The organism is Mycoplasma zalophi (genome assembly GCF_018914005.1).
Classification (GTDB): Bacteria; Bacillota_I; Bacilli_A; order Mycoplasmatales; family Metamycoplasmataceae; genus Metamycoplasma; species Metamycoplasma zalophi_A.
The window spans coordinates 436,293-458,516 of the sequence record NZ_JAHMHI010000001.1 but is presented as its reverse complement, the minus strand read 5'-3'; the positions used below and the strand labels follow the sequence as shown (position 1 = coordinate 458,516).

Genomic DNA, 22,224 nt, shown 5'->3' with positions numbered 1-22,224 from the left:
TTAATTTTAAAACACTTTAATGTTTCAGAAGAACAATTATCAGAATTACAAAAACAATTCTTTATGACTATTGATAACCCTAAAGAAGGTTATAAATATTTATTAGAATTAAAAAGTCAAAAAAATGATATTACTGAACACTCAACAAATGAAATTTCAAGACTAGAAGCTAAAAAACTAGCTCAAGGTAATAAATTAACAAAAGAATTAATTCAAAATATAAGCACTTTAAAAACAAATTTAAAAGTTTCTAAGTCATTTATTGATTTTAAAACAGATAAAAGATATTTAAATATTGAAAAAAATATTAATACTTTATTAGCGGAATTTTCAAGTTACTCAGATACCTTTTTAAAAGAAGAAACAAAATTAAGAGACGTTGAATCTAAAGATTTTAAATTAAAATCAAACAAGGAAACTAAAGAACTGGTTCTTGAAAATAAACAAAATTACAATTTAACAAAAGAAACAAAGTGCATTTTAAAATGTTTAAATAAACGTTACTTAAATTACCAAAAATCATTAGTATATAGTGCAAATATAAATAAATTATTTGAAATACAAAATACAAGATTATCTGAATTAAAAACTAAGTTTAAAACATTAAAAGACAATATTGAACAACTATTAGTAAAAGCATTTGCAGATTTTGACAAAATTAATTCAAATGATATTCTAAGTTCTAGAATGTATGGTGTTTATCAAAATACTTTAGAAAATATTTATAAATTAGAATATAGAATAGTTTCACTAAGAAACAAATTAGACCTTAATGCAGCAAAAAAAATGTATCACGCTGACTCACTTTTATCACGTAAACATGAAATTAATTCAAAAATTAAAGAAACACAAAAACGTAATAATTTAATAAAAAAAGATATTAAACAAAAATACAAAACATCTATTATTAACTTATTTAACCCAATTTTTGAAAAAGAAAATATTAAAGCTTTAACATTTAGTTCAAAAATTACTGAATTGCAAACAAAATTGCCTTCTGATTTACAAGTAGAAATAAAAGAACTTGCAAAAGAAATAGTTACTATTCCTGAAGCAATTAACCGTGATGTTTTAGAAGTTGCACGTAGAGTTGATATAACTAAAAACTTAATTAAAAGACCAACACAATTAAGTGGTGGGCAACAACAACGTGTTGCTATAGCTAGAGCAATTGTTAAAAAACCAAAAATTTTACTTTTAGATGAACCCCTAAGTAACTTAGATGCAAAATTACGTATTTCAACAAGAAAATGAATACGCGATTTACAAAGAGAAAGTGGTATTACGACAGTATTTGTTACCCACGACCAAGAAGAAGCTATGTCAATTAGTGATAGAATAATCTGTATGTCAACCGCTTTAGTTCAACAATTAGGAACACCAATGGAATTATATGAAAAACCTAAAAATGAATTTGTTGCAAAATTCCTTGGTATGCCAGAAATGACAATTATTGAAGCTGAAGTAAAAGACAACTGAGTAATGATTAATAAAAACCCAATTTTAGAGCTTAAAAATTATAAAAATGACAAAATTAAAGTTGGATTTAGAGGGGAAACATTAGTTGAAGCTAAAAACGGAATCATTAATGGTACCCTAAAAACTGTAGAATATTTAGGAAAAGAAATTCAATCACAAATTTACTTAGATGATTTAAATGTATTAGCTAATGTTTACTTAACTAAAAAAGATCACTATGAAATTGGTGAAAAAATTTCACTAAACTTAAAAAATGTAGATAAAATACACTTATTCGATATAAAAACCACACAAAGAGTTGAACAATAATGCTTAGTTGAATTAAATTAAGATTTATTAAAAAATACCGTATTAAAAAACATTACAATGCGGCTAGCGTAATAAATCAAAAACAACCTTTTTACAAACCTTTTATATTGATTTTACCGTCATTATTGACAATATTATTATTTACATTAATACCTTTTATATTAGTTATTATGGATGCTTTCTTAATTCAAAGAAATAGCTTTAATGCTGGTAATTTAGAATTAAGTCATGGTAACTTTGTTAAACTATTTGGAGGAACATTTACTTCAGATGGTGTAACACAAACATATGAAGCAGATAAATGATTTGTAGCCGGTATAAGAAACTCAATCATTTATGCAATTGTTGCTTTACCTATATCATTAGTAATTTCACTACTAATATCTTCAGCAATTGCAAACGTTTTAAGAAAAAAATTAAGAGGATTTTTCCAAACCATATTCTTTATTCCTTATGTAACAAGTGGAATAGCAGTATCAGTTACTTTCTATTTCTTATTTGATACTCAAAATGGTTTTATAAATCAACTTATTGATAGAAAAATACCAATTCCATGATTAACCAGTGGAGAAACTTCATCATTTTATGCATTTGTTGTTATATTAATTAGAGGTGTATGAGGTAATTTAGCATTTCAAGTTCTTTTATTAACAACAGCTATGTTATCTGTTAACCCTAGTTTATATAAAGCAGCAAGTATTGATGGATCTCATAAATTACAACAATTTTTCTCAATTACTTTACCATCAATAAAAAGAACAGTATCGTTTTTAATAACGATTGGAATTATTGGTGGAATCAAGATATTCCCATTAGCCTTATTTAATAATAACGCTTTAGAAGGATTCCATAATGGAGGATCAAGTATTATGTTATACATCTTCTACTTTGTGCGTGAAGATGTACACCTAGCAGCAGCTGCGTCACTTGTTTTATTTGTTTTAGGAGTATTTATTTCATTTACACTAAGAAGATTAGTAACAATTACATACAATATCAGTATAAATTTAGGAGTTAAAAATGTTTCGAACAAAATTATGAATAAAAGAAAAGTATCTAAAAAAATCTTTAGCTTCTAAACAAGAAAAAATCTCAAAACAAGTTGAAACAGCAAATTTAATTGGAAACTTACTTGGATTCTTCTTTAAATTTTTTGTGTTCGTATTTTTTGGATTATTAATCCTATTCCCGTTCTATTTTATGATTTCTATGTCACTACTTGACACACAAGTTGTATTGATATCAGATAATTCTAACTTACCTATTTATCCTAAAAAATTTGAAGGAGATGGACTAAGTTTACACTTTGAAAACTTCCAACAAGCTTTTCAATCAGGATATTTTAAATCACTAGTTATGACAGCTGGTGTAACTGCAATAAGTGTTGTCGGAAAAATATTCTTCAGTATAACATTTGGTTATGCATTTAGTTTAAGAAAATGAAAATTTAAAAATGCTTCATGATTGTTATTTTTAAGTTTATTAGTATTACCAGAAGTAGCTTTATTATCTGGACAATATAAAATAGCAGTAACATTAGGATGACAATCTGGACCAATGCAATTAGTTTCACTATCTATGCCATTTGTTGCTTCAGTATTTTCTGGTTTTATGTATAGAAATGCATTTGAAGCAATTCCTGATTCAGTAAGAGAAAGTGCTATGATTGATGGTGCAAGTGAATTTAAATTCTTTGTTAAAGTAGCAATTCCTATGGTTAAAGCAACAACTTGAACAGTTGGAATTCTTACAGCATTTGCAGCATGAAATAGTTTTATTTGACCAAGTTTAATTTTAAGTGGATCAAATAATAATGGTTATAGTGTTTTAAACTTATGACTATTTACAACTGGAAAAAGTACAGAAACTGAAGTTTCACGTGTATTTATAAACATACGTATGGCAGCAGTAATTTTAGTAATTTTACCAATGTTCATAACTTATTTCTTCTTTAGAAAACGTATTATGAATGCTATCTCAAGACAAGGTCAAGCTACAAAAGGATAATTATGACATTTAAAACAAAAGAAAAAATAAAAAAAATAACAAGAACAATATGAAGTAAAAAACGTTTAGTTTTTAGCTTTATTGTAATAGTAGTTGGATTAGCTTTTGTTGTGCTTGCTTTTTATGGATTACTAGCATTACCTTTTAAATGAAACTAACAAGAAACAAAAATTACCCTTTTTAATTGGGTAATTTTTTTATAAAAAAACACAGGATAACAAAAGTTACCCCGCTTTATGCAAATTTAAGAAATAAGAATCACTTATCCCAACTTAACTATCAAATTGTTAAACATTCAGTCATCACCATCCGGTTAGCTATTTCGAATGTATTATGAGGTTTTACCCAAGAAACTTGCCTTTGATTATTGAAAAATCTAAGTTTTCTTTCAGTTTTTCGTTTCTACTTCTATACAGACTCTTTATACGCATATTACTATGTTTCAACTGAAATTACTGTTTGATATCAAGAGATTGCTTTCTCACATTCACAATGTCTTACAGCAACAGAGTTATAGAATACTTTTTAACAACCAACAGCTAATTTTTACTTTTTTCTCAATTGCTATACATTAGCTTCTCTTTTGGAAGGGAATTTCACCCCTGAGAAAAAATGCTTTAACCCCAAGTAAGGTTTATTCAGCCATTAAATTTGCTTGTATATAAATATATCACAAAAAAATTAAATAATTATTTTTTAATAAAAATTTATTTAAATATAAAAAATGTTAATTAATTATTATATATGTATTTTTTATTTTTTAAATGAACATTAGAAATTATTATTTTATTTTAATTGTCTTAGGCATTAAAAAGTAATAAAATTAATAATAGGTACATTTATTAAATGTACTTGTATTTTCAAAAAAAATAGGAGATTAAAATGAAATTCAAAAAACGTTCTTTATACCTATTTTTAGGTACTGCAGCAATGATAGCAACTATTTCACCAGCGGTTGCTGCTTCATGTACACCAAGTAAGGTAGTAGAAGACGAAAAAAATAAACAAGCTATTGAAACACAACTAGCTCGTATTCAAGATATTACAAGACGTGCAAATAATTTTATTAATGACAAGTTACAAGCAGAAGAATTTAAAGATTCAAAAATTCAATTATTAGGAATATTACAATCAATTAATGTTTTAAAAGACATTAAAGATGCTGAAGCTTTAAAGGCAGAAGTAGATAGTTATGAAACAAAATACTTAAGTTTTAAAGAAAATTTAAAGAATCTTGATGAAATACGTAAATCAACATCTAAATATGTAGATGAAATTACTAAAATGTATGAAACATTTTTAACTGAAAGAGAAAATTTACTTGGAGAAACCGCGGGAGCTTTAACAGATGAAACTAAAGAAGTTCTACTAACTTATGAAAAAGCTAAATTAGCAGAATTCCAAGCTTATCTAGCAAAACAAATTTCTACAAGTGAAAGAGTTTGAATAGGATCAATAATAACCAAAATTCAACAAGATATTGCGCTAATAGAATCAGATATTAGATATGTTGGTGGAGATGCATTAATTTTAGCTGATGACTCTATGCTTAAATTTTATTTTGACGGAATAAATGATCAACTATTTTCAATAAGAACTCATAAGTATGGAGAAGAATTAAGACAATTAAACGACAGTTGAACAATATCAATAGTAACATTGGATAGTAATAACGAAACAATTGAAAAATTAAAAGCAGAAAAAGCTAAAGCAAAGACTGATGAAGAAAGACTAGAAAAAGATAAAAAAATTAAAGAATTAGAGAAAGAAAACGAAGTACTTAATGAAAATATATCAAATATAAATCAAAAAATAAATGAAATTAATGATGCAGTTTTCCCTTTCATAGTTCCATATATTAATCAATTAATAGAAAATCTGAAATCAGGAGTTAAAAAAGATATAACAAATTCAAAAGTTTATGTAAAACAAGGTGTATCTTCATTGTTAGTTAACAATTTTGCTGATGCATTAGAAAGATTTTTTAATTCTACAAATGATAAAATAACATTACAAGAGTTTTTGAATAATAGTGAATTATTAGGTGAATTAACACCATTACAAAAGATAGTAAAAATGTTTTTAGAATATTATGGGGTTGAATATTTAACCAAAGCTCATGGTGAAGGTTTAAGTACAATTACATTATCTAAAACAAACTTTTCAGATGATAATAAAGCAGTAGAATTTGAAAAAGAAGACACATATGTTATACCTGATACATTTAACAAAATATATGGATTAGGATATACAAATGGTGATTTAGCAGCTAAAAATGTTGGATTAGGTGGAATGAAAAACAAAGAAGCCGCTAAAAAAATATATGAAGCTTTATTATTTAGTAATTTAACAATCAAAAAAACAGCTCAAGAAATTTATAATTGAGGAGTTGAAAGATCAAGAGGAGATTTAGCAGCATTTGAATTTGTTGCAAATAAAATAGCAACATTAGTTACAGGTTCAGAAACAGCTGATTGAACTCCAACAGTTAAATATAATGCGGTTAAATTAGATGCAACACCTTCAAACCCTGCATCTTCAACCGATGTTAAATTAAATATTCGTGTTGGTGGAAAATTAAACATTAAAGAATGATATAAATGATTAACTCAAGATGATATGTACTATGGTTTAGAAGCTACAATGACACCAGAAAAAGCTGATCAAATAATTAAAGATCCAGCATATGCTGACTATGTTGCATTAGCTGATTCTAGAGGATTTGAAAAATATAAAAATTCAGAAGAAAAATACGACTTCAACCAATCAATCACAAACAAACAAATGTATGCTTCAGGATTAGAAGCTCTAAAACAATATAATATTTGAAGAGAAAAAACACAAGATTTTGCATCTTCATACTTTAACAAAGGTATAGAAAATGTTAAAATTATTCCTGTTAAAGAATTTTCAACTGATTTAGGTTCATATAGTAACAGAGCAGGTGCATTCTTCTTTAACCTAAAACCATACATGGGATTACCAAAATGATCAACAACATCATTTGTTAACCATGAATCAAAAATGGGACACCACAACCAATTATGATACACAAAATCATATGGAGCAAAAGAAGGGGATAAAAAACTAGAAATTTTTGATTCTACTGCTTATGCCGAAGGTTGAGCACTATTTATGGAATGATTTGCTATTGAAACAGGATGATATGGAACACCAGATTATAGTGATGCAAATAACTATGATAAAATTCCTAGAGACTTCTATCATGCAATTGATGGATATTTACCAGCTTTAGCAAATGATGAAAAAGCATCGCCTGAAGAAATAGCATACTTAAAAGAAGTTGCTGGTGGAACATACTGAAATTTAGCGACATCAGTTCAAAAAAATCTAACAGATACTCAAGCAGCTAAACTAGCAATCCAAATTGGTAATTTAATGCAATACTATGGAGCAATTAACGAAGCTACTTTACGTGACAATCGTTTAGCTTTAGATACAGCATTACATGGTATTATCGACTCACCAGATGAATACATTGGATCAGGAATTAGTATAAATGACCAAAGAGAATTCATGAAAAAACACTTACAATTACCTTCAGATATCAATGCATATCCAAAACGTTACTTAGGTTACTTAGGACAAGCTACTTCTTACAACACAGGTAAAGAAGTTATGAAAGATATCTACAAAAAAGTTCAAAAAGCTTCAGGAAAAACAAGAAAAGAATTTGCAGAAGATAAAGAAACATTGAAAAAAATGTTCAACTTATATCTATCATACGGAAATATTCCATTAGAAGTTTTAGAGGAATTAGTTATTTCACAAATGATACCAAACGCAGATGAAAATAACAAATATTAATTTATTTCAATAAGAATTTAAATTTTTAAACAAAAAAATAATATTTTAATTTAAAAACACCACAACATGTTATTGTGGTGTTTTTAATATAGATTTTACTTATTTTTATTACCATTTATTTAAAAAAAGTTTATGGTTTTTGAATAATTTATGAAACAAGATTTTAAAAATTAATGATTTAGAAATTTATTAATAAATATGCAATTTTGTAACTATATTTATCAAATTTTAAGCATCTATTATTTTTTATTTATTTTATTATTAAAAATTTTTAATTTGTTTTCAAGGTATTTCTACAGTAAACAAAGGAGTTAAAGAAACAGTTGGATCATGTCTTTGTTTTCGTAATAGTTTTGTTGCTCTTCTTCTACGATCTAAGTGATTTTTTGCATCATGATAAATTTGAACTGATAATTTTATTAGATTGGGATCATTTGGAACAATGTCAAAAAAGAATCTAATATCAATATAACTTCTATAAAATTTATTTTTAATGGTTGTTAAAGGCGGGTTTAAAACAACAAAATATTTACTTATTTCTCTTGTTTTAAAAATACTAAAATAATCTATTTGATATTCTTTTCAATTATTTAATTTTACTAATTTTCTTTTGGTATTTTCAAATAATTCTACAAAACTTTTGGCACTTATGTCTAATTTATTTGCATTTTGTTTTAAATGAAGTTTTTCTAGAATTGGTTGCGTTTCTGATCTTTTGATGGCAAAATAATTATCTCAATTTCCAGTGGCCTTTATCACTTTATACCCAAATAAATATTTTATAGGTGCCATGGTTTCTTTTTTATTTATAATTGGTTTATTATTTGGAGAAAGTATAACATATGGATTATCACTGTTTGTAAAATCTAAAGAAAATGAGTTACCATTATTGTTGACATTTTCTCAATTTGGTCTATTTTTATCATAAGTTTTGCATGAAATAGCAAAAACAGCAGGAATAAAACTGCAAATTGCTAAAGTATATAAAGTTAAGTATTTTCACTTCTTTTTAGTCATATTATAATTATAAATTTATTTAAATTTAAATACATAAAATACACTAAAAAAAGAAACTTTATTACATAAAAAATGTATAATTTGTTAAAGGATTATAAGAATGAAAAAAAAAATAAGAAATAAATTTTTAATAAATATATTAATTTTTATTGTCAGTTTTACTGTGATTTTTTTTATTATAAATATTTTAATGCAATCAAAAATTAAACAAAATACAAACAATAATTTCGAAGTAAATATATTTTTAAACTTTATAAATTACATAAAAAATATATTTAATGGTTCATTTGGTCAAATTTATTCAGAAACCATTGCAAAAACAAATGTATCAATTCCTTATTTGTTTTTTAGTTATTTTGGACTAAGTTTAATTTTTTGTTTAATAACATTTTTATTTTCATTAATTATCGGTAATGCTTTAGGTATTATAAGTGCTAAATATATAAATAATGTTCCTGATAAATTATTTACAACAATAATTAACATTTTTACTTCAATACCTTTAATTATATTAATGATTATTTTATTAGTTTTTTCTAGTGCTTGAGGTTTTCCTTCTCAATACATAATTAACTCAAAATATACTGAATTTTCAATAATAGTCCCTATATTTATTTGTTTTATAGGTACAGTTAATTTTTTCTTTTTTAAATCAAGAAAAGCATATTTAGATTATGTAAATTCAGAACATTATACTTTTGCAAAAGCTTTGGGATTTAGCTATATAACAATTTTTAAAAAATTTATTTTAAAGCAATTAGTTATTAGCCAAGTTAAATATTTATTTCCTATTTATACAATGCTAATTACAATTTCATTAGTTGTTGAAAGAATATTTAATATTCCGGGTCAAAGTGTTTTAATAAGTTTTGCTTACAATAGAGCAGAGATTGATATATTAATGTTCTTTTTTACTTTTTCTTTAATAATTATGACGGTACTTCAAACATTGTTTGACATTTTAATAAATACTTTAAATCCTCAACAAACATTACAACAAAATACTTTATCAATTTTTTCAGTAAGAAGGTTTAAATATGCAGTCAAATAATTTTAAATTTATTGATAAGTTAACTGACAATAATGACAAAGTACCATTAAAACAAACAGAACAAAGACAATTTTGAAAAAGATTTTTTTCAAAAAAAATAAATTATTTTATTCTTGCACTTTTTATATTAAGTTGTGTATGTTTAATAAGTTTTAGGATTTTTATTCAATATAATCCAGAACAATCAGTCAGTGTTGAAAATGATTTAGTAAATAATTTAAATCCTGCATTAAATCCACTTATAAAAAGAAATTTTGAACGTGGTGATACACTAAATTTTGTTTATAAAATAAGAGATTTAGAAGAAATAAGAGCAAAAAATCTGCTAATTGATCCAGTATTTAAAATCTTATTTGATTCATCTTATTTAGCAGGTGGTGGAAATAAAACAATAAATACAGATATAGTTACTTTGATATATAATCCTTATGATTTATTAAAAGCAATTGAACTAAATGGTCTTTCAAATGAAATACATAATTATAATTTTATTTTAGGAACTAATGCAAATGGAATTGATATTTGATCAAGAGTTTGATATTCAATTTTCAATACAATTGCAATATTGGTAATTGTTACATTTTTAAATGCAATAATAGGGACATTTTTAGGTTCTTATGTTGCCTTAAATGAAAATAAATTTATTTCTAAAGTTGTTGTTATGATTTCTTATGTTATATCTTCTATTCCAGAAATTATTTGAATAATTTTATTGTGTGCTTTATATAACGGTTCACTTTTGAGTATTTTTGTAAGTTTTTTAGTAATTAGTTGAGTACCTTTTTATGAACTCACAAAGCAAGAAGTACAGAGATTAAGAAATCTAGATTTCATTTTAGCGTCTAAAGCTATAGGAAAAAATAATTTTCAAATTATTTTTACTGATATATTTAGCAATATTTTTTCAGTTGTTTCTATTTTCTTTGTTGAAAGAATAGCTTTAGGAATTTTAATTGTAAGTGCAATAAGTTTTTTAGATTTTATTAATAACTCATCATATGCAACAATAGGTGTGGTGTTAAAAGAATCAATTGAATCATTGTCACAAAATCCTTATTTCTTTATAACTATTATTAGCTCATTAACTATAATTATTTTTAGCTTTAAATTTTTTGCAAATTCCTTAGCATTTGCAAATGAAGTTAAAACAACAAAATAACAAGTTTTTTAAAATAAAAACCCCTAACGGGTTTTTTTATTTCTCTTGTGTTGTTTTCTTTTTAAAAAATAAGCTAATAAAACTAAACCAAATGATAATGAAGAAAAAACAGAAATAAAAATTACTAGTTTATTATTTGTGTTGTTTTTGCTTGATGAGTTTTTTATTTTTTCTTTTGTTTCTTTTTTATCATTTTCGGGTGATTTTTGAGTATTTTTTTCAGTGTTTTCTTTGGTTTTATTGGTTTCAGTACCTGTGTTTGTATTGCTCTTTTTATTATCCGATTCTGGAGCTTTAGTTTCTGCAACATTTTCTTTTTGATTATTTGAATTTGCTATATTATCTTCGTTTTTTACATTATCTGTGCTTGAGTTTTGATTATTATCATTCAAAATTTTATTATCATTTTGTACAGATTCTGTTTTTGAATTATCTATTTTTTCTGCAGGATTATTATCGTTTTCAACATCTTTATGTGTTTTTGTATCATCTGAAGTAAATGTGTTTTCTTTGTTGTCTTTTTCAATGTTTTCATTTTTATTTTCGACTTTAGATGGTTCAATATCTTCATTTTCTTTTTCAGTTTCAGTATCTAAATCAGTAACTTTGTAGTTATAAAAATTTAAATCAGGGTTGCTATTTAAATTTGGTTTTACAATTTTTCCAATTTCATTTATTACTTGTTGTAATTTGATTTTTATATTAAAAAATGCTATTTGTGGTAAAGCAACACTTATAGGAGTTGTACTATTTGTTGAATAAATTCCTATGGTATCAATTAATAATCTAAGTTCCTGCCTAGGTTCATTTAGTAGGTTTAAAATTCTTGTTTTATCTTGCTGGGTAATTTTATGTTTTGTAAATAAATTTTCTAACACATTAGATTTTATGTAATCAATTAAAGGAGTTGCTATGTATTTATAAATTAATGAAGCATTTTCATTTAATTTATTTGTAAAATTGATGTTATTATTTCAATTTATATCATTAATATTTAAATTTAAGTTAAATAGATCTTTTATATCTTCTAAATAAAAATTTTTAATCATATCTTTCACATTTTCTTTTGGAATATATTTTGAGTCTAAAATTTCTTCATTTGAAAAAATAATTGCAGGATTTATTCTTCATATTTCAAAAAATGTGTAGTTAATGTTTTTATGAAATCTATAAAATTCATCTTTAAAATATTTAGCATAATAACTTAAAAGATTTCTATATGTTTGTAGATTATTAAGATTTAAACTATTAATTAGTTTTTTAAGTTCTGCATTAGTTTTCATTTTCTTAGATTTTTGGTTATGTTTTAATTTTGGGTCATAATTTAATAAATATAATTTTGGTTTTATTACATGTTCAAAATAAATATTTTGTGATTCATCATCAGTTCTTTCTGTTTTATCGTTAACAAATCAAGAATTATTATTATCTAATTCACTAAAATAAAAACCACTAAAAATTTGTCTAGCTTGATTTGCTCAATATTCATATTTTTTCTTATTTTCTTGTTTTATTGTTCAGGGTGATTTGCTTAAATCTTTATTTAACTCCTCGTAGCTAAAACTATTTTTATTTTCATCAATTCATCTTTGCCCTAGATATTTAAATATATTTTGTATTGTTTTATTTACAATATCTGCATCTGTTAATTTTACTAAGTCGATTTGATTATTTAATTCTTGTTGAATTTGGTTGTTATTAAATGTATTATTATTTTGTTCAAATATTAAATTACCTACTATTGTTTTTAAAAAATCATTAACATATTTATTAATTTGATTATTGATTTGATTTTTAGGTTGTTGTTCGTTAATGTTTTTTATTTCATTTTGTATAGAAATTGAGTCATTTTTAAATGTATTTTCAAAAATATTTATTAACGATTCTTTTAATGTTTTAATTTCTTGTTCTGAATGGTTGGAATTATCATGTTTTAAGTTTTGACTTGTTACAGATATGGGTGCTGCTGTAACAATAGAAAGATTAAGTAATGTTAAAGTTAATGATTTCATAGCTATCCTTTTTGTGAGTTAAATAATAATATTATATACATTGTTTTTATTTTTAAACTAATAAAAAAATAAACTCAAAAAAAGAGTTTATTAAATTAATAAAAAAAACCATAAGACATAACACTTCTCGATATGGCTGCTATGTTTCCATCCTGACCAGGTTACAAGGTTATTATTCTTATGGCATACTTATTTTAACACAAAAATTCACTGAAAATATAAAAAAACAGAGCATTGCTGCTCTGCTTAAATATTTGAAATTATTTAACAATTTCTACAACTGTACCAGCACCAACTGTTCTTCCACCTTCACGGATTGAGAATTTGGTTCCGTTTTCAACAGCGATTGGTGAGATTAAGTCAACGATTAAGTCAACGTTTTCTCCTGGAACAACCATTTCACGTCCATCAGTGAATTTAATTCCACCTGTAACGTCTGTTGTTCTGAAGTAGAATTGTGGTTTATAGTGTGAGAAGAATGGTGTGTGACGTCCCCCTTCTTCTTTTTTAAGTGCATAGATTGTTGCTTTGAATTCTGTGTGAGGAATAATTGTTTTAGGTTTTGCTAAAACTTGTCCACGTTCAACTTCTGAACGGTCAACTCCACGTAGTAATAATCCAGCATTATCTCCAGCCATAGCTTCTTTTAAGTTTTTACGGAACATTTCAATTCCTGTAACAACTGTTTTTTTGGTTGGTTTTAGTCCAACAATTTCAACTTCTTCGTTAATTGTTAATTGTCCACGTTCAACTCTTCCTGTTGCAACTGTTCCACGTCCTGTAATTGTGAAAACATCTTCAACAGCCATTAAGAATGGTTTATCTGTTTCACGAGGAGGTTCATCTATTCATGCATCAACTGCATTCATTAATTCTTCTATTCCAGCTTCATATTTAGCATCACCTTGTAGTGCTTTTAAAGCTGATCCACGAATAATAGGTGTATTATCTCCATCAAATCCGTATGATGATAATAAGTCACGAATATCCATTTCAACTAGGTCGATAATTTCTTCTTCACCTTCTAGCATATCTACTTTATTTAGAAATACTACCATTTTGGGAACTCCAACTTGTTTTGAAAGTAGGATGTGTTCACGTGTTTGAGGCATAGCACCATCTGTTGCAGCTACTACTAGAATAGCTCCATCCATTTGTGCAGCTCCTGTAATCATGTTTTTAACATAGTCAGCGTGACCTGGACAGTCAACGTGTGCATAGTGACGAATTTGTGTATTGTATTCAATGTGAGCTGTATTAATTGTAATTCCACGTTCTTTTTCTTCTGGAGCGTTATCGATTGATGCATAGTCACGAGCTTCTGATAACCCTTTTTTAGCTAAAACTGTAGCAATAGCAGCAGTTAAAGTAGTTTTACCATGGTCAACGTGTCCTATGGTTCCAATGTTAACGTGAGCTTTTGAACGGTCAAAATCTTGTTTTGCCATATTAAATCCTTTCATTTTTATACTTTGTTTTTTAATTTAACGCGTTAAACCACCTAAGTATAGTCTTTCATCTATATCCTGTCCATTTCGCATTTATTCTTAATAATTGTACCAAAAAAAGAAAAATTTTCAATATTTGTAATTTTGGATGTTTATAAATTATACATTATAACCATACGTTATATACATATTAATTTATTAATTAATATTATAATTATAAATGTAGAAGGGTAATTATGAGTAAAGAAAAGAATAATGTAGCTAATACAAACGATGATAATTATGTAATTGTTATCGAAAATTTAAAAAAGAATTTTAAAAAATTTCAAGCTTTAAAAGGAATATCTTTTTCTGTTAAAAAAGGTGAATTATTTGGATTTTTAGGACTTAATGGAGCAGGAAAAACAACAACACTAAATATAATTTTAGGATTATTGAAAAAAGATGGGGGGAATATATATATAAATAATAAATCTATAGATGAAGATATTGTTTCCATTAGAAATGATATTGGTATTGTATTTCAAGAATCTATTTTAGATCCTGGATTAAGTGTTTATCAGAACTTATTAGTAAGAGCTAGTTTATACAAATCTTATTTTAAAGATAAAGATATAAAAGAAGTTGTTGATGAAGTAATTAAAGAGTTTCAATTAAAAGATTTTGTTCATAGAAATTATTCAAAACTAAGTGGAGGGCAAAAAAGAAGAGTTGACATTGCAAGAGCATTAGTTCATAAACCATCAATTTTATTTTTAGATGAACCAACAACTGGTCTTGATCCAAGTACAAGAAAATTAGTTTGAGAAATTCTTGCTAAGATTCAAAAATCAAGAGGATTAACAATACTTTTAACAACACATTATATGGAAGAAGCTGATAATTGTGATCATGCTATTATTATTCAAAAAGGTCAAAAATTAGTTGAAGGTACACCTGCTGAATTAAAAACAAAATACTCAAGTAGCACTGTAAAAATACACAAATGTTCACAAATCTTAAAAGAAAAATTAGATAGAAATTTAGATAATTATTTAAACTGTACAGTGGTAAATGGAAGTTATGTAATTAAATTTGAAAGTTTTGAAAAAGGTTCTCAATGAATTAAAGAAAATATAGAACAAATTTTAGATTATGAATTCTATAAAGGTACAATGGATGAAGTATTTTTAAATGTAACACAACTATTTGGAGGTTTATAATGACAAGTCAATTATGACATTTATACAAAAGGCATTTTTTAATTTTTATCAAAGATAAAAAAAGAATTTTCTTTACATTTATGAGTCCGATGATAGTGTTTTTATGTTTTATTCTGTTTGCTAGAGCAATATATAAGGCACAATTACCTGAAATGGTACCTGATAATATTAAAAATCAATATGCTGATATAAATTTAATGATTGGTCTTTTATCAGTTACTACATTTACTAGTGCAATTAGTTTATCATCGGTTATGATATCTGATGCTGAGAAAAAAATATTAAACGATTTGTATATGACACCAGTAAAAAGCAGTATAGTAAGAGTAAGTTACTTATTATTTAATATATTTTTAAATATAATCATTACCACATTAATGTATTTAGTAAGTATAATATGAATGTTAATAGATAAAACTTTTACAGTAAATGGTATAAAATCTATTGATGTTGAAAAAGGTTTTTATATTTTTATATTCATAATTGTTGGTTGTTTATTAAATAGTTCAATATTTGTGTTTTTATTAAGTTTTTTAAAAAGTAGTTCTGCTTTTAGTCCTATATCAGCTGCATTAAGTGCAATCGCAGGATTTTTAATTGGAGCATTTGTTCCACTACAAACCTTTCCTAGAGGAATAGCTGAAATATCAAGTTTAATACCATCTACTCAAATTAGCAATTTAATTAAGCATTTTGCATTAGAAGGATTAGGAATTTCTGGACAAACAAATACAACTAAAGAATTTATTATTTTATTTGGTCAAGATATTGAATGGTGAGGTTCATTTATTTATGTATCATCCTGAATAATTGTTATAAGTATGCTGAATTTGTTTGTACAAAATTCAAAGAGAAAATAGTTATTTTAAAAGGAAGCTAGGCTTTCTTTTTTAATATAAAAACTAGTGCTACAAAGCACTAGTTAATTAATCAAATAAGCTAATTCTATTATCTTCGGGTAAACCATCTAAAATTCCTAATTCTTGCATTGTTTTTTGAATTCTTGAATTAACTTTTGTTCTTGTCATTAGATCTTCAACACTTAAAATTGGATATTGATTTCTTGCATCTACAATTGTTTGAGCGACAGAGATACCCATTGAATCTATAGTTGTAAATGGTGGTATTAAAGCGTTTTGATCATAATCTATTATTCATTCACTGGTTTGTGATTTTTCAATAGAAACAGGTAATATCTTAAATCCTCTAGCATAAAGTTCTTGAGCTATTTCTAATTCTGGTAAAGCTGCTTGTTCCTTTGATGATAATTTATAAGAATTTTTATTCATTTCAACAATTCTTTTATCCACAACTTCTTTACCCTTGGTCATAGATTCAATTTCGAATGTGCTTGCTCTTGTTGTAAAGTAACTTGCATAATATTCTAATGGATAATATATTTTGTATCAGGCAATTCTTCAAGCCATAATTACATAAGCAGTAGCGTGAGCTTTAGGAAACATATACTCAATTTTTTTCATAGATTCAATATATCATGAAGGAACATTGTGTTCAAGGAGCATTTTTTCTTCTTCATCAGTTATTCCTTTTCCCTTACGGACTTTTTCCATAATTTTAAAACTTGAAAGAGGTTCAACTTTATTTCTTATTAAATAAGCCATAATATCATCACGACAACAAACCAACTGACTTAATTTTAAATGTCTTGTTTTTATTAATTCTTCGGCATTTCCAGTTCAAACGTTTGTTCCATGACTAAGTCCACTTAAACTGATTAAATCAGCAAATGATGTTGCTGTATAAGTTTTTAACATCCCACGAACAAAACGAGTACCAAATTCAGGAATACCTTTTACACCTGTTCTTTCATTTATTTGATCTGCTGTAATATTTAAAGCTTCTGTGGAATTAAATAAAGACAATACTTTGGGATCTGATTTAGGAATACTGTCATATTTAACGTTGGTTAAATTTTCAAGCATTTTTATTGTGGTTGGATCATCTTTTCCTAATAGGTCTAGTTTTAGAACGTTATCGTGTATAGATTTAAAATCAAAGTGGGTTGTTTTTCATTCATTTTGATCATCATTTGCAGGATAAACAACAGGTGTAAAATCTTCAACGTCAAACTCTTTAGGGATTATTATTATTCCCCCTGGGTGTTGTCCTGTAGTCCTTTTTACATTTGTACATTGATTTCCTAAAAAGTCTAAAAATTGATTTGAAAATCTTTCTTGACCTGCATTTACTAATTCATCATATTTTTTAGCAAATCCATATCCTGTTTTTTCCTTAACTTTTAAAACAGTTCCAGCTCTATATGTGTGTTTTTCTCCAAACATTTCCTTAACAGTATTGTGAATTATATTTTGATATTCTCCTGAAAAATTTAAATCAATATCAGGAACTTTATCAGCATTAAAGCCTAAAAATGTTTCAAATGGAATAGAGTGTCCATCTTTAATTAGAGCTTCATTACAGTTTGGACAGTGTTTATCAGGTAAATCTCATCCACATGATAATTCTGCTGTTGTTTCAAACATTTCTAAATATTTACATTTAGGGCATAAATAATGTGGTGGAAGCGGATTAACTTCAGTTATACCACTTAAATTTGCAACAATACTTGACCCAACAGAACCACGACTTCCAACTAATCACCCATCATCGCCAGCTTGTTTTATTAATTTATGGCTTATTCAGTAAATAACGCTGTATCCATATTCAATAATTGGGTTTAATTCTTTTTTAATTCGAGTTTCAATTAGTTCTGGTAAAGGGTTTCCATATCTTTCATAAGCTGTTTTGTAAACAATTTCTTTTAATTTTTCAGGGCTATTATCAAAATTAGGAACATATAATTTGTCTTTAATAACTTGAATTTTTTCAATTTGTGAAGCAATTAAATGTGTATTATTAATAACTAAATCTTCAATTGTTTGTTTATCTTCTAAAAATTTAAATTCATCAAGCATTTGATTTGTTGTCTTAAAATCCAAAGTAGGATAAAAGTTAATATCTTTAGTTTTATAGTTAAATAATCAATGTTTTTTAGCATTTACTTGATCTGCAAAAATATACACTTGATGTGCTAATTTTTGAATTTTATCAATATAACGACAATCACTAACTGCAACAGGAATTTTGTTATATTTTTTAGCTAATTCAATAACTCATTTGTAAGCATCTTTTAGTTGATTTTCTGAAATTTGCCCTTTTTTAATTTGATAATTATAAGTACTTATAGGTGCGAATTCAATGTAATCATATTTTTTTATTAATTCTTCAACATCTTTTGAAGTTCCTGTGAAAACTGTGTTTCAAAAATATGAGTTGTGCGTTGAAGTACCGATAAATAAATCATTTGAAAACTCTAAGTCTTCAATAAAGATTCTTGCCCCTGCGTTGTAATTATCAGTTGAAGCTTTAGAAAATATTTTAAATAACTGTTTTAATCCTGTTTGATTTTTTGCTAAAATACGCACTTCATAAGGTATTTTTTTTGAATAATAAAAACTATCTATACAATTTCTTAATTGACTTGAGTTAGTAATTTTTAAATCTCTTTCTAGTTTTATAATCATTTTTATTCAAACATCACTTAAAACCTTAGCATCTTGGTCTGCTCGGTGAGCTTTGTCATCATCATAAAAAACATCAAACTTTTTAGAAACAGAAGAAAGTCTAAAACGTGTATTTTGAGGAAATAATATTCTTGCTATATTTAATGTATCTAAAGCTAAAACATCTAATTCTTGTAAATTATGTTTCTTAAATAACTCTCTAACATGTCCAATGTCAAAAGAAGCATTATGGGCGACTGCAACACCACTTTGTAAAATACTATGAATTTTAATAGCACCTTCTAATTGACTTATTCCTAAGCTTTCTAGCATATCATTATCAATTTTAGTTAATTCAGTTGTAAATGCTGAAATAGGAGTTGTGGGTTTCATAAAAAATTGAATTTTTTCTAATATTTCTCCGTTTTGGATTATTACTGCTCCAAATTCAATAATTTCATCATAAATAGGACTTAAACCACTTGTTTCTAAGTCAAATACAATGTATTTTTGATTTTTTAAGTCGAAATCTTTTGTACCATAAACAATTTCATTAGATTTACTAATAAGATTTGAAGTTACTCCATAAATAGGTTTTATATTTGCATTTTTTGCTTCCTTTTCTAAATCTGGAAAAGATTGTACTGAATCTGTATCTGTAATAGCAATCGCTTCATGTCCTAATCGTTTTGCTAAATTAATATAATCTTGTGTAGAATTTAAACCATCCTGAGTTGATAAATTACCCCTTATTGCAAGTTCAATTCTTTTTTTAGTTGCAGGGTCTAAAAAATTATTTCATAATGGATTAATTTTTTGAATTGCATGAGCATTCATAAGTTTAATTTTTAAATAATTGTCATAATCCATTGTTCCTGAAACTTCAACGAAATCACCATTTTTTAGATCTTTAATTTCCGGATTTCTTTGTGTAACTATTTTAGCTTCTGTGAAATCACTTATTGTAAATTTTAAAATAGTAAAATTTTCCTTTATGTTTTTATATTCAACATTAAAAATTTGTCCTTTTATTTTTAAATTTACTATAAATTCAGCATCAAGTTCATCAATTTTTACTTCCTTATATTCCTTTTTATTTTTTTTATAAAAACTATTTTCAGGTTTTGAAAAGTTTTGAGATTGATCTTTTTTATTTTCTTCATTTTTTCAAAATTCTTCAATGCTTTTTTTGTAAATGTTGCTTGTGCTAGATTTATTTTGAACTTGATCAAATCTTTGTATCATTATTTTTATTTCAGGATAACCATATTTATGTAAAACGTTTTCAAATTCTTCTTTATATTTATTAAATCTATTTAAGAATGTTTCTGTCTGTCCTTTTATTATTAAAATATTTGGGTCTTTGTGTTCAATATTTATATGTGATAATTCTTTTGTAATCGAAGCTATGCTGGGATTTTCTTTTTCTAATCCAAACTGTAAATAATCAAGCATGGTTTTTGGGTCGTATTGTGGAACTTGAACAGAAATTTCTAAATCTAGTGGAATATTTAATTTCTTAGTAGCTTCTAAGAAACTTTTATATTTATGAATATCAATGTGATAATCAAAAACAATATGTAAATGTAATTTACCTTCTGATTCTGAGTATTCTACATTATCAACAAAGCATTTTTCAAAATCCTCATCAGGTTGAAAATTTATTTCATTACAAAATTTTAAAAGAGTTTTATCCATAATATTCTCCTAAACATAAATAAATAAAATTGTTCAAATAATTGTAACGAAACTCAATGAGTCTAGTCTATCCATAATTCCTCCATGACCAGGAATTAAATTACTATAATCTTTGATTCCGAAATATCTTTTTATTTTTGAAAATAGTCAATCACCAAAAATAGCAAAAGGACTCAATAATAACACAGCTAAAACTATTTGTGGAGTATTTGTAAACATGGTGGCAAAAGAATTGTGAGTTAGATATCCTAAGTAACCCGCTAAAAAAGTTACTATTAAACCAAAAAATAAAGAAAAGAAGGCTCCTTCATAAGTTTTATTAGGACTAGTTTTTGGCATTAAATTTTGTTTTATAAATTTATGACCCAAAAAATAACCTCCAAAATATCCAAAAGTATCTACTGCTGCAACAATAAGTTCTAAAGCAATTAAATAATAAAAATTAGCAATATTAATAACAAACAAAATTTTAAAAAATCATGATATAAAAATTGCAGAAAATGAAGCAATTAAAAAATCTTTTCAAGTAACTTTTCCAAAACTCATAAAGTAAGCAATCGTTAAAAATATAAATGCTAAAATAACATTAAAATACGCGAATTTACCAAAATCAATAGGATACATTACAAAATTCAAACTAATTTTTGTAAATTCAATAGGATAACCTGTTAAATCATTAAAAAATAAATCGCTTGTAAATAAATTAAGCGGAAAAACTCAAATACTTAAAGAAGCTAAAATAATAAAAATTTTTGATATTTCTTTAAAGTTAGTATGTTTTATAACTTCATATGTTGCTCATGTTGAAATAGATAAATAAAAAGAAAAGCCAATAATTTTACCAACAAACTGACCATAATAAGTTATAAAAATTAAAGGTATTAAAATCAGTAGTAATATTAAAACACTTTTCGATCTTTTTATTATATTTTTCATATTATATTGTTAATAAATCTTTTTCTTTTATAGAAGATAAATTGTTTATTTTATCGATATTTGAATCAACATTTTTTTGAATTACATCTAAATAATGTTTTTGAATATCTTCACTTAATTCTTTATCATTTTTAATTGATTTATTAATATCTTGACGAATTTGTCTAATTCCAACTCTTGCTTGTTCTGTTAATTGATTTAATTCTTTAACCATTTCTTTTCTTTTTTCAGTAGTCATTGAAGGGTAGGTTAATCTAATTTGGTTACCTTCATTTGCAATTTGAATTGGTAAATTGTAATCTTTAATTGCTTTTTCAATTTCTTTAGTTGAACCAACATCATAAGGTTTTACTAGTAATTGTAAAGGGGTTGCAATAGCAATAGAAGCCAATTCATCTAAAGTCATTTCTGAACCGTAATAATCTATTTTTATTTTGTTTACTAAATTAGGATTTGCTCTTCCTACGGCGATTTTTTGCATTTGGTTATCGAAATTGTCAATAACTTTTTTTGCTCTTTCTTCTAATTCCATTAAATATAAATCTATTTCCATG

General features: G+C 25.6%; 15 protein-coding genes and 1 other RNA gene. 9 read left to right on the top strand and 7 right to left on the bottom strand.

From position 1 onward, the window contains the following. Positions 1–63 precede the first annotated feature (63 nt). The 5 genes from KQ877_RS04180 (at position 64) to KQ877_RS04175 (ending at position 7,623) form a co-directional block, all read left to right on the top strand. Positions 64–1,788 (top strand): ABC transporter ATP-binding protein, encoded by a 1,725-nt coding sequence (locus KQ877_RS04180; protein WP_373422495.1) that lies wholly within the window; start codon positions 64–66, stop codon positions 1,786–1,788. Beyond that, a complete protein-coding gene (locus KQ877_RS01880; RefSeq protein WP_246529764.1) occupies positions 1,788–2,867 on the top strand; it encodes a carbohydrate ABC transporter permease in 1,080 nt (359 codons plus the stop codon). Before KQ877_RS04180 ends, KQ877_RS01880 begins: the two co-directional genes overlap by 1 nt. Further along, positions 2,809–3,795 (top strand): carbohydrate ABC transporter permease, encoded by a 987-nt coding sequence (locus KQ877_RS01875; protein WP_216488484.1) that lies wholly within the window; start codon positions 2,809–2,811, stop codon positions 3,793–3,795. The genes KQ877_RS01880 and KQ877_RS01875 overlap by 59 nt, the downstream gene beginning before the upstream one ends. Before the next feature lie 2 nt (positions 3,796–3,797). Further along, the gene (locus tag KQ877_RS01870) at positions 3,798–3,953 is read left to right on the top strand and encodes a hypothetical protein (RefSeq protein ID WP_216488485.1); all 156 of its coding nucleotides are present in this window, start codon (positions 3,798–3,800) and stop codon (positions 3,951–3,953) included. Positions 3,954–4,677: 724 nt separating this feature from the next. After that, complete coding sequence (locus tag KQ877_RS04175; RefSeq protein WP_216535872.1) at positions 4,678–7,623, top strand: DUF885 family protein; 2,946 nt, start codon at positions 4,678–4,680, stop codon at positions 7,621–7,623. Between the two features lie 261 nt (positions 7,624–7,884). On the opposite strand, the gene KQ877_RS01860 is transcribed toward KQ877_RS04175, so the two are convergent. Continuing rightward, entirely contained in the window at positions 7,885–8,640 is a 756-nt protein-coding gene (locus KQ877_RS01860; protein ID WP_216535871.1) for a hypothetical protein, read from the bottom strand. A 190-nt stretch (positions 8,641–8,830) separates the two neighbouring features. Between KQ877_RS01860 and KQ877_RS01855 the strand changes: the two genes are divergently transcribed. Together KQ877_RS01855 and KQ877_RS01850 are read left to right on the top strand one after the other, a co-directional pair. Continuing rightward, positions 8,831–9,691, top strand: a complete 861-nt coding sequence (locus KQ877_RS01855) for an ABC transporter permease subunit (protein ID WP_216535870.1) — start codon at positions 8,831–8,833, stop codon at positions 9,689–9,691. Further along, entirely contained in the window at positions 9,678–10,850 is a 1,173-nt protein-coding gene (locus KQ877_RS01850) for an ABC transporter permease (RefSeq protein WP_216488493.1), read from the top strand. The genes KQ877_RS01855 and KQ877_RS01850 overlap by 14 nt, the downstream gene beginning before the upstream one ends. Before the next feature lie 23 nt (positions 10,851–10,873). On the opposite strand, the gene KQ877_RS01845 is transcribed toward KQ877_RS01850, so the two are convergent. The 3 genes from KQ877_RS01845 to tuf form a co-directional block, all read right to left on the bottom strand. After that, a complete protein-coding gene (locus KQ877_RS01845; RefSeq protein WP_216535869.1) occupies positions 10,874–12,862 on the bottom strand; it encodes a hypothetical protein in 1,989 nt (662 codons plus the stop codon). Positions 12,863–12,957: 95 nt separating this feature from the next. Continuing rightward, positions 12,958–13,054, bottom strand: an RNA gene (gene ffs / locus KQ877_RS01840) — signal recognition particle sRNA small type. A 68-nt stretch (positions 13,055–13,122) separates the two neighbouring features. Continuing rightward, entirely contained in the window at positions 13,123–14,310 is a 1,188-nt protein-coding gene (tuf, locus tag KQ877_RS01835; protein WP_216488496.1) for an elongation factor Tu, read from the bottom strand. 236 nt (positions 14,311–14,546) lie between these two features. Between tuf and KQ877_RS04170 the strand changes: the two genes are divergently transcribed. After that, on the top strand, positions 14,547–15,512 hold the full coding sequence (locus KQ877_RS04170; protein WP_216535868.1) for an ABC transporter ATP-binding protein: 966 nt from the start codon (positions 14,547–14,549) through the stop codon (positions 15,510–15,512). Next, on the top strand, positions 15,512–16,372 hold the full coding sequence (locus tag KQ877_RS01825) for an ABC transporter permease (protein WP_216535867.1): 861 nt from the start codon (positions 15,512–15,514) through the stop codon (positions 16,370–16,372). The genes KQ877_RS04170 and KQ877_RS01825 overlap by 1 nt, the downstream gene beginning before the upstream one ends. A gap of 66 nt (positions 16,373–16,438) precedes the next feature. Here KQ877_RS01825 and KQ877_RS01820 read toward each other — a convergent pair whose 3' ends face one another. Genes KQ877_RS01820 through frr form a run of 3 tightly spaced genes read right to left on the bottom strand, consistent with a single transcriptional unit; the run spans position 16,439 to position 22,223 of the window. After that, the gene (locus KQ877_RS01820; RefSeq protein WP_246777998.1) at positions 16,439–20,734 is read right to left on the bottom strand and encodes a PolC-type DNA polymerase III; all 4,296 of its coding nucleotides are present in this window, start codon (positions 20,732–20,734) and stop codon (positions 16,439–16,441) included. Positions 20,735–20,743: 9 nt separating this feature from the next. Next, positions 20,744–21,670: a phosphatidate cytidylyltransferase gene (locus KQ877_RS01815; RefSeq protein ID WP_216488502.1), complete on the bottom strand. Its 927-nt coding sequence runs from the start codon at positions 21,668–21,670 to the stop codon at positions 20,744–20,746. A gap of 1 nt (position 21,671) precedes the next feature. After that, positions 21,672–22,223 (bottom strand): ribosome recycling factor, encoded by a 552-nt coding sequence (gene frr, locus KQ877_RS01810; RefSeq protein ID WP_216488504.1) that lies wholly within the window; start codon positions 22,221–22,223, stop codon positions 21,672–21,674. Between the last annotated feature and the right edge of the window lies 1 nt (position 22,224).